11 protein-coding genes are annotated in these 14,432 nt (G+C 66.5%); 5 read left to right on the top strand and 6 right to left on the bottom strand.

Annotated features, from left to right (window positions below):
• Positions 1 to 17 precede the first annotated feature (17 nt).
• The 5 genes from ACWW36_RS10545 to ACWW36_RS10525 form a co-directional block, all read right to left on the bottom strand.
• Complete coding sequence (locus ACWW36_RS10545) at positions 18 to 905, bottom strand: enoyl-CoA hydratase/isomerase family protein (RefSeq protein ID WP_456141485.1); 888 nt, start codon at positions 903 to 905, stop codon at positions 18 to 20.
• Positions 902 to 2,428, bottom strand: coding sequence for a fatty-acid--CoA ligase FadD4 (fadD4, locus tag ACWW36_RS10540; RefSeq protein ID WP_456141484.1), 1,527 nt, complete (start codon positions 2,426 to 2,428; stop codon positions 902 to 904). The genes ACWW36_RS10545 and fadD4 overlap by 4 nt, the downstream gene beginning before the upstream one ends.
• A 56-nt stretch (positions 2,429 to 2,484) precedes the next feature.
• Positions 2,485 to 4,311, bottom strand: a complete 1,827-nt coding sequence (locus ACWW36_RS10535; RefSeq protein ID WP_456141483.1) for a phosphoenolpyruvate carboxykinase (GTP) — start codon at positions 4,309 to 4,311, stop codon at positions 2,485 to 2,487.
• Between the two features lie 184 nt (positions 4,312 to 4,495).
• Positions 4,496 to 5,995 carry a hypothetical protein gene (locus ACWW36_RS10530; protein WP_456141482.1) on the bottom strand — a complete coding sequence of 500 codons (1,500 nt, stop codon included), beginning with the start codon at positions 5,993 to 5,995 and terminating at the stop codon, positions 4,496 to 4,498.
• On the bottom strand, positions 5,992 to 6,948 hold the full coding sequence (locus tag ACWW36_RS10525; protein ID WP_456142439.1) for a hypothetical protein: 957 nt from the start codon (positions 6,946 to 6,948) through the stop codon (positions 5,992 to 5,994). The genes ACWW36_RS10530 and ACWW36_RS10525 overlap by 4 nt, the downstream gene beginning before the upstream one ends.
• Before the next feature lie 192 nt (positions 6,949 to 7,140).
• Between ACWW36_RS10525 and trmB the strand changes: the two genes are divergently transcribed.
• Genes trmB through ACWW36_RS10510 form a run of 3 tightly spaced genes read left to right on the top strand, consistent with a single transcriptional unit; the run spans position 7,141 to position 11,697 of the window.
• Positions 7,141 to 7,887: a tRNA (guanosine(46)-N7)-methyltransferase TrmB gene (gene trmB, locus ACWW36_RS10520; RefSeq protein ID WP_456141481.1), complete on the top strand. Its 747-nt coding sequence runs from the start codon at positions 7,141 to 7,143 to the stop codon at positions 7,885 to 7,887.
• On the top strand, positions 7,884 to 8,576 hold the full coding sequence (locus ACWW36_RS10515; RefSeq protein ID WP_456141480.1) for an NYN domain-containing protein: 693 nt from the start codon (positions 7,884 to 7,886) through the stop codon (positions 8,574 to 8,576). The genes trmB and ACWW36_RS10515 overlap by 4 nt, the downstream gene beginning before the upstream one ends.
• 43 nt (positions 8,577 to 8,619) lie before the next feature.
• Complete coding sequence (locus tag ACWW36_RS10510) at positions 8,620 to 11,697, top strand: MMPL family transporter (RefSeq protein WP_456141479.1); 3,078 nt, start codon at positions 8,620 to 8,622, stop codon at positions 11,695 to 11,697.
• Between the two features lie 4 nt (positions 11,698 to 11,701).
• On the opposite strand, the gene ACWW36_RS10505 is transcribed toward ACWW36_RS10510, so the two are convergent.
• On the bottom strand, positions 11,702 to 12,844 hold the full coding sequence (locus ACWW36_RS10505; RefSeq protein ID WP_456141478.1) for an AI-2E family transporter: 1,143 nt from the start codon (positions 12,842 to 12,844) through the stop codon (positions 11,702 to 11,704).
• A gap of 77 nt (positions 12,845 to 12,921) precedes the next feature.
• On the opposite strand from ACWW36_RS10505, the gene ACWW36_RS10500 reads away from it, so the two are divergent.
• On the top strand, positions 12,922 to 14,055 hold the full coding sequence (locus tag ACWW36_RS10500; protein ID WP_456141477.1) for a lysylphosphatidylglycerol synthase transmembrane domain-containing protein: 1,134 nt from the start codon (positions 12,922 to 12,924) through the stop codon (positions 14,053 to 14,055).
• A 7-nt stretch (positions 14,056 to 14,062) separates the two neighbouring features.
• Entirely contained in the window at positions 14,063 to 14,416 is a 354-nt protein-coding gene (locus ACWW36_RS10495; protein ID WP_456141476.1) for a DUF3054 domain-containing protein, read from the top strand.
• Positions 14,417 to 14,432: the final 16 nt, after the last annotated feature.

Raw genomic sequence — 14,432 nt, 5'->3', positions numbered from 1 at the left:
CTGCCACTCTTGCCGAGCTAGGGGGTGACTTCGTCGACCAGACCCCAGCGCAGTGCCGTCGCGGGGTCGATCGTCAGGCCGGACAGCACCAAGTACGCCGTCCGCCAGCGGCCGATGCGGCGGGTGATGCTGACCGTGCCGCCGGCGCCGGGGATCAATCCCAGGCTGAGCTCGGGCAGTCCGAGCACCGCGTCGGGAGTGGAGCGGATCCATCCGCAAAAGGCGGCCATCTCCAGTCCGCTGCCCAGCACCTGGCCGTGCACCTCGGCGCGGCAGGCCCGGCCGAGCCGAGCGGTGATCTCGTCGAGCACCAGGGCGGGGCTGTGCCGCGTGCGGGCAAGGTGTGCGTTCGCCGGATCGGCGAAGGTGCCGAATTCGGCGAGGTCGCCTCCGCTGCAGAAGGACGGGCCATTGCCGGTCAGCACGAGTTCGGTGATCGATGGATCAAGGCGAGCAACCTCGAGCGCTTCGAGCAGCGCCGCGCGGGCGTCGGTGGAGAACGCGTTGTGCCGCTGCGGCCGGTTGAACCGGATATACAGGCGGTCGCCGTCGCGCTCGGCCTGCACCGGGTCGGGGATCTCGGGCATCTGTGCTGCGCCACGTTCGGCGAGCCAGCGGGCGAACTCCGGTCCCGACTGCAATGTCGAATACGCCAGCGATTCGGTGATGACGCCTGCGAAGGCAGGCGCGGCGGGGTCGAACGCGCGCAGCACGTCGTCGCAGACGGCCGCGGCGTGCGGCCACCGCTCACACCGTGTGGTCAGATTGTCGAGCGTTTCAGGTATCGATGCGACCGTGACGGCGCGACGGTCGTCGCACTCGGACTCGGTCAGCGTGAAAGTTGCTTGCTCAACCGGGTTTTCGATTCCAACGACGATTCCGGCGGGCAGCTCGATGGTGTTCACGAATACTTCTTGATCAGCTCCTGCTTGTACAGCTTGCCGGTGTCGGTGCGCGGCAGCTGCGTCTCGAACGAGATCGACCGCGGGCACTTGTAGTGCGCCAACCGCTCTCGCAGCCAAGCCAAGAGCTCGTCGCCGAACTCGTCGGTGGCGTCGGCCGGGTCGACGGTCTGCACGACGCCCTTGACGCTTTGTCCCATTTCGTCGTCGGGAACACCGAACACCGCGGCGTCCAACACCTTTGGATGGGTGACCAACATGTTCTCCGCTTCCTGCGGGTAGATGTTGACTCCACCGGAGATGATCATGTGGTGCTTGCGGTCGGTCAGGAACAGATACCCGTCCTCGTCGACATAGCCGACGTCGCCGACCGTCACCCAGCCATGCGTATCGCGAGACTCGGCCGTCTTCTCCGAGTCTTTGAGGTACTCGAACAGCAGTCCACCCATGTCGAAGAAGATCTGCCCGGCCTGTCCAGACGGCAGTTCGTTGCCTTGCTCGTCGAGAATATGGGCCTGGCCGAGAAGTGGTTTACCGACGGAGCCAGGATGAGCGAGCCAGTCGTCGGCGGTGATCCACGTGACGCCTGCACCTTCAGATGAGGAGTAGTACTCGTCGACGATGGACCCCCACCAGTCGATCATCTGCTTCTTGATGTCGACCGGACAGGGCGCCGCGGCGTGCACTACTCGCTTGAGACTGGAAATGTCGTACGAATTACGCACCGCCTCAGGAAGTTTCAGCATCCGCACGAACATGGCGGGTACAAACTGGCCATGAGTAACTCCGTAGCGCTGGATCGCTTCCAGGCACTGTTCTGGGTCGAACTTCTCCATCACGACGACGGTGCCACCCATCGCGAGCGCTCCCATCGACCACATATTGGGTGCGGTGTGATAGAGCGGGGCGGGACTGAGATACGTGCCGTCGCTGTCGAATCCGAGCGCGCCCAATAACACGCCGATCATGCTCGGCGCCTCCGCGGGCGAGACGTGCGCAAGCTCGCGACGGATGCCCTTTGGGCGCCCGGTGGTCCCCGATGAGTACTGCAGAAGCTCACCCTCGACCTCGTCGGCGATCGGCGAATCAGGTTGGTCTGCAACACATTCGGGGTAGCGCAGCCAGCCGTCGAGGTCGTCGTCGGCGATCATCAGCAGGTCCGGCAGGCCGTTGGGCAGATGTTCTTCCAGCCCCTCGCACACCTTGCGCATGGCCCGCGCGGCGACAACCGCCTTGGCGCCGCTGTTGTCGACGATATAGGCGGCCTCGGCAGGAGTGAGATGGGTGTTGATCGGCGCGTAGTACAGGCCGCTGCGCCGCGCCGCCCACATGACAGCGTGCAGGTGCGCGTTGTTCTCCATCAAGACCGCGACGGTGTCGCCCTCGACGAGCCCGGCGCGCCGGAAGTAGTGAGCCAGGCGGTTCGCGCACGCCTCCATCTCGCCGAAGGTCACCGTTGCGCAGGACGGATGGATGATCACGGCGGGCTTGTCGGGGGTGGCCTCGGCGTGTTCGCGAATCTGCATGGGCTGACTTTACGACGCCCAAACTTGACAGGTGTCAAGCACCCCTTGACCGGGAGTTAATCAGTCTCGGCCAGACGGTGCTTGAGCGCGTCGAACTCGTCCTTGATGCCGGTCGGCAGTTTCTCGCCGACGAACTCGAACCACTCCTCGATCAGCGGCAGTTCTTCACGCCACTCGTCGGTGTTGACCTTCAGCGCCTCGTCGACATCCGCGGCATCGACGTCGAGCCCGTCGAGGTCGAGGTCTCCCGCCGTCGGCACGATGCCGATCGGGGTCGACGAGCCGTTGGCCTTGCCCTCGATGCGCTCGATGACCCACTTCAGCACCCGGCTGTTCTCACCGAAGCCCGGCCACAGGAAGCGGCCGTCGTCGCCGCGGCGGAACCAGTTGACGAAGAAGATCTTCGGCATCTTCGACTCGTCGGAGTTCTTACCGAGGTCGATCCAGTGCTGGAAGTAGTCGCCGACGTTGTAGCCAAGGAACGGCAGCATCGCCATCGGGTCGCGGCGCACGGTACCGACCTTGCCCTCCGCGGCGGCGGTCTGCTCACTGCCCATCGTCGCGCCGATGAAGACGCCGTGCTGCCAGTCGTTGGCTTGAGTGACCAACGGCACGGTGGTCTTGCGGCGAGCACCGAACAGGATCGCCGAGATCGGCACACCCTGAGGGTCGTCCCACTCGGGCGCCAGCGTGGGGCACTGCGACATCGGCGTGCAGTAGCGCGAATTCGGGTGCGCGGCCTTTTCGTCCGAGTCGGGCGTCCAGTCCCGGCCCTTCCAGTCGATGAGATGCTGCGGGTCGCCTTCGAGGCCTTCCCACCAGATGTCGCCGTCGTCGGTCAGTGCCACGTTGGTGAACACGGTGTTGCCCTTCGCGATGGTCTTCATCGCGTTCGGGTTGGACTTCCAGTTCGTGCCGGGCGCGACACCGAAGAAGCCGAACTCCGGATTCACCGCGTACAGCCGGCCGTCCTTGCCGAACCGCATCCACGCGATGTCGTCTCCCAGCGTCTCGGCACGCCAGCCGGGGATCGTCGGCTGCAGCATCGCGAGGTTGGTCTTGCCGCACGCCGATGGGAAGGCCGCGGCGACGTAATACGCCTTGTTCTCAGGCGAGATCAGCTTGAGGATCAGCATGTGCTCGGCCAGCCAGCCCTCGTCGTGGGCCATCGCGGAGGCGATCCGCAGCGAGTAGCACTTCTTACCCAGCAGCGCGTTGCCGCCGTAGCCCGAGCCGTAGCTCCAGATCTCGCGGGTCTCCGGGAAGTGGCTGATGTATTTGGTCTCGTTGCACGGCCACGGCACGTCCTTTTGGCCGGGCTCAAGGGGCGCGCCGATCGAGTGCAGGGCCTTGACGAAGAAACCGTCGTCACCCATCTTCTCCAGGGCCGCCTTGCCCATCCGGGTCATGGTGCGCATCGACACGACCACGTATTCGGAGTCGGTGATCTCAACACCGAGCTTCGGATCGTCGGCACCCAGCGGGCCCATGCAGAAGGGCACGACCCACATGGTCCGGCCGCGCATCGAGCCGCGATAAAGGTCGGTCATGATGGACCGCATCTCGGCCGGATCCATCCAGTTATTCGTCGGGCCCGCATCGATTTCGCGCTCGGAACATATAAAAGTGCGCGATTCCACCCGCGCCACGTCCGACGGGTCGGACAGCGCCAGGTACGAATCAGGTTGCTTTTCGGGGTTCAGCCGCTTGAACGTGCCGGCGTCGACCAGTTGCGCGCACAGCCGCTCGTACTCCTCGTCGGAGCCGTCGGCAAACACCACCCGGTCGGGCTGCGTCAGTTCGGCGACCTCTCGGACCCACGCCAGCAGTCCTTCGTGCTTCGTCGGAGCGGTGTCTAGTCCTGGAATAGTCGCTGCGGTCATCAAAATCTCCTGCGTTGGTTTCAGCCAGGACGCAAAGCCCGGCAGTCACGGTCGGCCCTGTACTGAGGTTAACGTGGGTGACATACCCGCGGTAAATCGGGAGTATGTCCGATCACTCACAGGAACGATTCAGAAAGCCGTTTACGCCGGTTTATCGATTCAGCTGAGGACGTTCGCTGATTCGTCAATTCGTGGATTCCGATTTGTCGGCGGGCAGAGTCGCGTCGGCACCGTCCGAACCATTCCTGGCCTCGGCAACCGCCGACCCGTACAGCTCGGTGCGCACCACGTCGAGGGCTCCTTGCAGCTGCGGCAGGCGACGATCCCTCAGGGTCGCGGCTCGTGCGGTGGCGATCGCATGTTCGCGCAGCTCCGCGTCGATCTGCGCGACCCGGTCCGCGGCCGCGGCGCTGTCGGCTTCCTCGCGCACCGCCAGCTCCGACGTCAGAGCGGTCTCGGCGTCCAGCACCCGCGTCGCAACCCGTTCTTCACCGGCGGATCGCAGCGTCGTGGTGACATCGGTGACCCAGCGGTCGAGCACCGCCCGGTCGTGCAGCAGGCCGCGGATCCCGACCACCCAAACTGTGAGCAGCAGGCCCACCAGCCCGCCCGCCACCATCCCCGCCACGGTCAAACCCGGCGCGAGGCCCGCGAACAGACGCGTCACGGCCAGCGCCACGCCGAGTCCGAAACCCGCACCCAGGACCATCATCAGCTGCGTTTCCAGCCGACGAGACCTCAGCGGCGGCGAGGCCACCTCGGGGGTTTCGGGTGGCGGCGGTACGTGCGGCTTAGGTAGGCCGAGTTCGGTCGCGACATCGCCGAGGTGTTCGGTGACGCCCTCGTCCACCTCGGCGACCACCTCATCCACCCGCTTGCGGACGTAGGGTTCGAATTCGCCGAGCCGCCGTCGGCTCAAATTCGAGACGTCTTCGACCAGTTCGGCACGCACCGACGTCGCGCGGTTGCGCGCGAAAAACGTCAGTTGGACCCGCGCCTGCTGAATCTGACTGCGCAGCGCGACCGTCCGTTCGGTCTTCGTCAGCCGCCGGCCCCGCAGAAGGTCTTCGCGGTTCTTCCGCAGCGCGGCCACCCGCGCCTGGCGGTCCGACCCTGCCGCGTCGGCTTCGTGGCGGGCGATCACGGCCTGTAACCGGGCTTCCCAGGCGCGCAAGCGGTTCCGGCGTTTGACGTCAGGATCGGCCAGCCGCTGCCGCAGCACGCCGACGAGTTCGTCCAGCCTGCGCTCCCCCAGATCCGGCGCGGCCGCCGCGCCGACCCACTGCACGTGCTCATACCGCGCTGTCCGCGCGGAAAGTAGGGCACGGTCGGCGGCGAGCACCTCACGCCAGTTCCGGTGCGCGTCGATCTTCGACACCACGCCGATGATCAGATCGGTGTAGTTCGACGCCAAATCGACTAGCGTGCAATCGGATTCGGTCAACGGCGCGATCGCCGACACCACGAAGACCACGGCCGCGGGCGCATCGGCAGGACCCAGCTCGTCGGCCTCGATGAAGGCGCGCTCGGGCATCGACTCACGCAACGCCGCGATCAGGCTCGTGGTGCCCGCCAGCCACGGACCCGTCACCAGCACCACGTCGCGGCTCTCTACACCCGGAGAGCTCAGCCCCGGGTCGATCGCCGCTACAAGGGCGTCTGCCGCCGCGATCGGATCGCTCATCGGGTCCGGCCCAGCAGGCGCAGCGATCCCCGTGCGATATCGGCGCCGCAGCTGCGATGCAACGGGCCGACCGGCCCTCGGCTGTAGCGACGCCAGTGATTCGCCCGGCGCAGGTGTGCGCCGGGATCGTCACCCCTGTCCACGGTCAACCCCTCGGCCTCGACGACGTCGACCGCGGCGGTCATCATCGCCAGCACCGTGTCGTCGCCCGACAGGAATTCCGCCAGCCGCTCGTCGCCGGATTGTATTGCCGCAACACGTAATTCAGTGACTGCGGACCTGATCCGGCGGTAGCGGGCCGGCGCGCCGACGGCGTCGAGGTGCTCCACAACCCCGTCGACAAGACTGGCCTGACGCAGGACTGCATGCACGGCCGCGGCCTCCGCTCCTTCGCCGAGCGCCAACACGGCATGCGCGATGCCGAACCGGTCGAGGGTGTCGAGCAGTCGCCGCCGCAGCGCGCACGGCAGCGAATGTTCGCTGCACACGAACGCGTCGGCCGAGGTCAAATCCGCGGGTTCGCTGACCAGCGTGCCCAGGGCATCGATCAGCTCGTGGTCCAGTTCGGCGGTGGCCAACAGGGCGACCATCGGAACCGTCGGTACCCCGGTCAACGCCCGGAAGTCGGCCGCGCGCCGATGCGCGAGCACCAACGGGCCCCCGTCGGTGAAGCCGCTCAGGTCCGCCTTGTTGAGCACCGTCAGCGTCGGCCCGTCGAACGCGGCAAGCATCGCCCGGTCCTCCGGCTTGAGCGTCTCGGCGATCACCACCACTTGGACATCCGCCGCGCCCGCATCGCGCGTCACCGCCACGCCTGCGGCCGTCAACGCGGCGGACACGGTTTTGCTGCCCACGCCCTCGCGGCCCCGGACAGCAACACGCACGGGGGCGGCAATACGACGAACAATCGACGTCAACCGCGGATTGCGGCTCTGCTCAGCGAATCGCGTCAGCGCATCGACGAAAATCTGGCGGCCTTCCGTTAACCCGACCCGATCCGAACACGGTCCCCAACCGAAATGTTGGCACCTCCGCAGACGCACCGCGAGCGGATGTTTGGCGGCCTGTGAGGCGATACATGCATTACCAGCCGAAGGCAACTGTTGGGTATCAATCTGTACCACGATGCGGGTACTCGACCCTTGATGAGCGACCATGGACGGATGCATGCGCCCCGGCCCGAGGCTTCTGCCCCGCCCGCGTCGCATCTGCATCCCCGCGTCACCAGCTTCCGCGCCAGGCGGTCGACGCTTTCGGGCGGCCAGCAGGCCACCTGGGAACGGCGGTGGCCCGAGCTGGGCATGCAGGCCCGCGACGAGGACGGCCCCGTGCCGCTGCTCGACGTCGACGCGTGGTTCGGCCGGTCCGCGCCCGTCGTGCTCGAGATCGGCAGCGGAGCAGGGACCTCGACGCTGGCGATGGCGCAGGCCGAGCCGCACCTCAACGTGATCGCGGTAGAGGTGTACCGCCGTGGCCTGGCACAGCTCCTGTCCGGCATCGACCGTGAAGGCATCACCAATATCAGGCTCATCCGCGGCGACGGTGTCGACGTCCTCGAACACCTGCTGGGCCCGGAATCGCTGACCGCCGTGCGGGTGTTCTTCCCCGACCCGTGGCCCAAGGCCCGCCACCACAAACGACGGCTGCTGCAACCGGACACCGTCGCGCTGATCGCCGACCGGCTGCGACCCGGTGGGGTGCTGCACGCCGCCACCGATCACGCCGGTTACGCCGAGCAGATCGCCGAGGTGGGCGACGCCGAGCCGAGGCTGCGCCGCGTCACCGCGTCCGACGACTTGCCGATCTCGGTGGATCGACCCGACACCAAGTACGAAACGAAGGCCCGGCACGCGGGTAGCCACGTCGCGGAACTGCTCTGGGAGAAGCGATGAGCCTGACCGAGGACATCCAACACATAGAAGAAGAGGTACCGCCAGCGACGGTCGCGCCGGCGGAGACGACCGCACGGGTGCTGCTGGTGTGGGACGCGCCCAACCTGGACATGGGCCTCGGCTCGATCCTAGGCGGCCGGCCCACCGCCGCCCACCGCCCACGGTTCGACGCGCTCGGCCGGTGGCTGCTGGCCCACACGGCTGAACTCTCGGCAGCGCGCCCCGACGTCTCGCTGGAGCCGGAGGCCACCGTCTTCACCAACATCGCCCCAGGTAGCGCCGACGTCGTTCGACCCTGGGTGGAGGCGTTGCGTAACGTGGGGTTCGCGGTCTTCGCGAAGCCGAAGATCGACGAAGACAGCGACGTCGACACCGACATGCTCAACCACATCGCGCTGCGTCGCAGCGAGGGATTGGCCAGCGTGCTGGTGGCGTCCGCCGACGGGCAGGCCTTCAAACAGCCACTGGAGGAAATTGCCCGCGACGGCATCGAAGTCCAGGTGCTGGGATTTCGCGAACATGCCAGTTGGGCGTTAGCGTCGGATACCTTGGAGTTTGTCGACCTGGAGGACATTCCTGGTGTTTTCCGGGAACCACTACCGCGAATCGGCCTAGATTCGCTGCCCGAGCAGGGGGCTTGGCTGCAGCCGTTCCGGCCGCTGTCCTCGCTACTGACCTCGCGGGTTTAACGAGAGCATGCGCGGGCCGCAGAAGATTTAGTAAGGAGCTTACGTGTTCGCCTGGTGGGGTCGAACGGTGTACCGATACCGATACATAGTCATCGGTGTCATGGTCGCACTGTGCCTGGGCGGCGGCGTCTTCGGCATCAGCCTTGGCAGCCACGTCACCCAGAGCGGGTTCTACGACGACGGCAGCCAATCCGTGCACGCTTCGGTTACCGCGGACAAGGCCTACGGCCGCGACACGTCGGGCCACATCATCGGCATCTACACCGCACCCGAGGGCAAGACCGTCGACGACGCGGACTTCAAGAAGAAGATCCTCGACAACCTCGCGCAGGTCGAGAAGGACCACCCCGACGAGATTCTTCGCTCCATCGGCTATTTCAAGAGTCCCGACGTGCTGAAGAACATGGCCGACGCGGACAAGCAGCACGCGTTCATGTCGATCCAGCTCAAGGGTGACAACGACGACGCCATCCTGAACAACTACAAGAAGGTCAAAGACGACCTGTTCAAGGTCAAAGACGACGGCGTGGACGTCAAACTGGCCGGCCTGCAGCCGCTGGCGGCCGAGTTGACCGGCACCATCGGCGACGACCAGAGACGCGCCGAGGTCGCGGCAATCCCGCTCGTGTGCGTGGTGTTGTTCTTCGTGTTCGGCGGCGTCGTCGCCGCCGCGCTCCCAGGCATCATCGGCGGCCTGACCATCGCGGGCGCACTCGGCATCATGCGGCTCGTCTCCGAATTCATGCCCGTGCACTTCTTCGCCCAGCCGGTGGTGACGCTGATGGGCCTTGGCATCGCGGTCGACTACGGCCTATTCATGGTGAGCCGGTTCCGTGAAGAGATCGCCGAAGGCTACGACACGGAGGCCGCGGTCCGAAGAACGGTGATGACGTCGGGCCGCACGATCATGTTCTCCGCGGTGATCCTCGTCGCATCGTCCGTCCCGCTGCTGTTGTTCCCGCAGGGCTTCCTGAAGTCCATCACTTACGCGATCATCGCCTCGGTCATGCTTGCGGCGATCCTGTCGATCACCGTGCTGGCCGCCGCGCTGGCCATCTTGGGGCCCAACGTCGACGCGCTCGGTGTGCGCACGCTGCTACGGGTGCCATTCTTCCGTAACTGGAAGCCGATGCGGGTGTACCTGACCTGGCTGGCTGACAAGACGCAGAAGACCAAGACCCGAGCAGAAGTCGAGAAGGGTTTCTGGGGCAAGCTGGTCAACCGCGTGATGAAGCGGCCCGCTGCGTTCGCCGTGCCCATCGTCATCGTGCTGATCGCGCTGATCATCCCGCTTGGACAGCTCGCCCTCGGCGGCATCAGCGAGAAATACCTGCCGCCCAACAATTCGGTGCGCCAGGCGCAGCAGGAGTTCGACAAGATCTTCCCCGGCTTCCGCACCGAGCCGCTGACGATCGTCATGGAAAGCGACAACGGGCAGCCGATCACCGATCAGCAGATCGCGGACGTCCGCAACAAGGCGATGCAGATCCCCGGCTTCACCGATCCGGACAACGACACGTCCAAGATGTGGAAGGAACGTCCGTACCTCGATGGTGCGTCGAAGGATCCGTCCATCCGGGTGATCCAGAACGGATTAGAGAACCGCAACGACGCGGGCAAGAAGATCGAGGAGCTACGCGCACTGACCCCGCCACGGGGCGTCACGATGTCGATCGGCGGCACGCCTGCACTCGAGCAGGACAGCATCCACAGCTTGTTCGACAAGCTGCCGTTGATGGTGGTTCTGCTGATCACCACGACCACGATCCTGATGTTCCTGGCGTTCGGGTCGGTGGTGCTACCGATCAAGGCCGCGGTGATGAGCGCGCTGACACTGGGCTCGACGATGGGCGTGCTCACCTGGATGTTCGTCGACGGCCACGGCTCCGGGTTGATGAACTACACGCCGCAGCCGTTGATGGCGCCGATGATCGGCCTCATCATCGCGGTCATCTGGGGCTTGTCGACCGACTACGAAGTGTTCCTGGTGTCCCGCATGGTCGAGGCGCGTGAGCGCGGTATGTCCACGGCCGAGGCCATCCGGATCGGCACGGCCACCACCGGCCGGCTGATCACCGGCGCCGCCTTGGTGCTGGCCGTCGTCGCAGGTGCGTTCGTGTTCTCCGACCTGGTGATGATGAAATACCTGGCGTTCGGTCTCCTCATCGCGCTGCTGCTGGACGCCACCGTGGTCCGGATGTTCCTGGTGCCGGCGATCATGAAGCTGCTCGGCGACGACTGCTGGTGGGCGCCACGCTGGATGAAGCGCCTCCAGGAACGGCTCGGCCTCGGCGAGACGGAGCTGCCCGACGAGCGCAAACGTCCCGCGGTGCGCGAGCCGGAAGAGGCCCTTGTCGGTGCCGGCGGTCCAGCGCCACGCCCGCGGCCGCCACACGATCCGACCCATCCGGCCGCCGAGGGTTCGTCACGGCCGGGCGCCACGACGCGTATCCCTGCGCCGCCGCGGGCCAACCCGCCGTCTGTCGCGGGGACGACGCGCATCCCAAGTGCTCGCCCCCAGCCCGCTGCCGAACCACCGACCACCCGGTTCGCCAGCGCCAAGAACGCGGTCCGCAACGCGGTGAACACCGCGACCGCCCGGGTCAACCATCCGCACGAGGGCGACACCCAGCGCCCGCAACGGCCGGCATCAGGACCGAAGCCACCCCGCGAAGAGCGCGAAATCGAGTCGTGGCTCGGCGAATTGCGCGGCACTCCACCGTCGGCGAACCAACCTGCGCCCCCGCCGCAGGGCACCGCTGAAGGCAGGGGACGGCCCTCAGCCGACGCGACGCGCGCGATGCCCGTGGGGACCCCGCCGGAAGGCAGGGGACAACGGCCACGGCAACCGCGTCCTGCGCCGCCTCCCGGCAACGAGCCGACGACGGCGATTCCCGCGATGGGGACCCCGCCCGAGGGCAGGGGACGTCCGCGGCCGAAGGACGCCGATGCGACGACGGCGATTCCCTCGGCGCGGCAACAGGGGACCCCGCCCGAAGGCAGGGGAGATCCGGATGCGACCGAGAAGATCGACACCCGCAAAGAAGACGAACATCAGCGCCGCGGAACCGGCGGCGGAGTGAGCGCGCAGGATCTGCTGCGGCGCGAAGGCAGGCTCTAGGCGACTAGTCGACGTCGTCCGGCGTCGACTTCACCACCGGCCCTTGTTGCGCCTCTAACTCGGCCTCTTCGACCTCCGGTTCGGCCGCGAGCAGCACGCGCACCGCGCTGTTGAGGAACGCCACCGTTGGCACGGCGAGCAACGCCCCGACGATGCCGGCCAACACACTGCCGCCCGCGATCGCGAGCACGACGGCCAGCGGATGGATCGAGACGGCGCGGCCCATCACCAGCGGCTGCAGGACATGGCCTTCCAATTGCTGCACGGCGATGATCAGGCCGAGCGTGATCAACGCGTACAGCACACCCTTCGCGATCAGCGCCACGATCACTGCGAGGAAGCCGGCGACGACGGCACCGACGAGCGGGACGAACGCGCCGAGGAAAACCAGCGACGCCAACGGCAGCGCCAGCGGCACACTCATGATCGCCAAACCGGTGCCGATTCCCACCGCGTCGACGAGAGCGACCAGAAACGTCGCCCGCACATACCCGATCAACGAATGGAATCCCGCCCTACCGGCGTCGCGCACGCGTTCGCGGACGTCGGTCGGGAAGATCTTCGTGACGAACGCGAAGATGTTGCGCCCACCGTGCAGAACGAAGATCAATGTGAACAACACCAGCAGTGCGCCGGTGACGATCTCGGTCACGGTGCCCGCCGTCGACAACGCCCCGCTGGTCAGCTTCTCCTGGTTGTTCTGCAGCGCCTCGATCGCAGACTTGCGAGCCGAATCGATCTGCTGCTGATTGATGTGCAGCGGGCCTTGGGTGAGCCAGTCGCCCACGCCCTTGATGCTGGCGCTGACCTGGTCGACGAGCGCGGGCGCGCCCTGGATGAACTGGCTGACGACGAACGCGAGGATGCCGCCCACCACCGCGATGCCGCCCAGCAACACCAGGGCGACCGCACCTCCGCGTGGAGCCCCGCGCCGGTCCAGGAAGTCGACGAGCGGAAGCAGCAACGCCGCCAGCATGGTGGCCAGAGCGACCGGCACCACGAGGATCTCGAGTCGCTTGACCGCCCAGAGCAACGCGACGATGGCCGCGAGGATGACCAGCAGCCGCCACGCCCATGCCGCCGTCTTCCTGACGAGGGGACTCACCGACTCATCGGCGACGGAGTCAACAGACGGGCCAGCTGGCATGCCGGTAGCGTAACGGCCGCCCGCGTCATCGCAGCGGATCTCGGGAATCGGCCACCTGACGCTCTACCCTGTATGGCGTGTCCCACGACGCGCCTGCGAGCGACTCTCAGGCCGGAAAGACCAGCCAGGAGAGGCCCGCCCGAGGCAAGTACTGGTGGCTGCGGTGGGTCGTCATCGCGGTCGCAGCCGTCGTGCTGACCGTCGAACTCGTACTGGTCTGGGACCAGCTGGCCAAGGCGGCCAAGAGCCTGTACTCGGCGAACTGGTGGTGGGGACTTGCGGCCATCGTCGCGGCGATGTCGTCCATGCACAGCTTCGCGCAGATCCAGCGAACCCTGCTGCGCTCGGCGGGGGTGACCGTCAAGCAGTGGCGCTCAGAGGCTGCCTTCTATGCCGGCAACTCGCTGTCGACCACGCTGCCCGGCGGCCCCGTGCTGTCGGCCACGTTCATCTATCGCCAACAGCGGATCTGGGGCGCATCACCGGTGGTGGCGTCATGGCAGCTGGTGATGTCGGGTGCCCTGCAAGTGGTGGGCCTTGCTCTGCTCGGCCTCAGCGGCGCTTTCCTGTTGGGTGCGACGAAAAACCCTCTGTCACTGATCTTTTCGCTCGGCGGCTTCATTGCGTTGATCCTGCTCGCGCAGGCCGTCGCCACCCGCCCCGAACTCATCGACGGCATCGGGGTGCGCGTGCTGTCGTGGTTCAACTCGGTGCGCGGCAAGCCTGCCGACACTGGGCTGGACAAGTGGCGCGAGACCCTGTCGCAGCTGGAGTCGGTGAGCCTGAGCCGCCGCGAGCTCGGTGTGGCGTTCGGCTGGTCGTTGTTCAACTGGATCGCCGACGTGGGATGCCTGCTGGCCGCTTGCTACGCGACCGGGGGCCGTCCGTCGATCGCCGGTGTGACGGTGGCCTACGCTGCGGCCCGCGCTGTCGGGTCGATCCCGCTGATGCCGGGCGGGCTGCTGGTGGTGGAGGCGGTGCTGGTGCCCGGCCTGGTGTCGTCGGGCATGACCCTGGCCTCGGCCATCTCGGCGATGCTCATCTACCGGCTGATCAGCTGGATCTTCATCGCCGCGATCGGCTGGGTGGTGTTCTTCTTCATGTTCCGCACGGAAAAGGACATCGACCCGGACGCCTCCGAAACCCTAAGCCGGCCATCGCAGTTCAGCCCCGACCCCGAAGCGCCACACGACCCTGAACCGAATCAGTAGGGGCCCAATGAAATCCGCCGCGCTCTGCGCCTTCGCGACCGATGTCGTCTCCGTCGTGGTGTTCTGCGCCATCGGCCGTCGCAGCCACGCCGAGGGCGTGACCATCGCCGGCGTCGCGCAGACCGCATGGCCATTTCTGACCGGTACCTGTGCCGGCTGGCTGCTCGCCCGCGGTTGGCGCCGGCCGACGGCAATCGTTCCGACCGGGATCGCGGTGTGGCTGTGCACGGTCGTCGTCGGAATGCTCTTGCGCAAAGCCACGTCTGGAGGTGTGGCGGCCAGCTTCGTGGTGGTGGCGTCGGTGGTGACCGCGCTGCTGCTGCTCGGCTGGCGCGGCGCGGCCAAGCTGATCAAACGATAGGAGCTACGCAAAGCCC

The sequence above is a fragment of the Mycobacterium sp. MMS18-G62 genome (assembly GCF_053877835.1).
This window is presented reverse-complemented; position numbering and strand designations above follow the sequence as displayed.

Coding starts and splice junctions, on each gene's coding strand:
- ACWW36_RS10515 (WP_456141480.1), top strand. CDS start 7,884: ATGAGCCTGACCGAGGACATCCAACACATAGAAGAAGAGGTACCGCCA.
- ACWW36_RS10530 (WP_456141482.1), bottom strand. CDS start 5,995: ATGAGCGATCCGATCGCGGCGGCAGACGCCCTTGTAGCGGCGATCGAC.
- ACWW36_RS10505 (WP_456141478.1), bottom strand. CDS start 12,844: ATGCCAGCTGGCCCGTCTGTTGACTCCGTCGCCGATGAGTCGGTGAGT.
- ACWW36_RS10495 (WP_456141476.1), top strand. CDS start 14,063: ATGAAATCCGCCGCGCTCTGCGCCTTCGCGACCGATGTCGTCTCCGTC.
- trmB (WP_456141481.1), top strand. CDS start 7,141: ATGAGCGACCATGGACGGATGCATGCGCCCCGGCCCGAGGCTTCTGCC.
- fadD4 (WP_456141484.1), bottom strand. CDS start 2,428: ATGCAGATTCGCGAACACGCCGAGGCCACCCCCGACAAGCCCGCCGTG.
- ACWW36_RS10535 (WP_456141483.1), bottom strand. CDS start 4,311: ATGACCGCAGCGACTATTCCAGGACTAGACACCGCTCCGACGAAGCAC.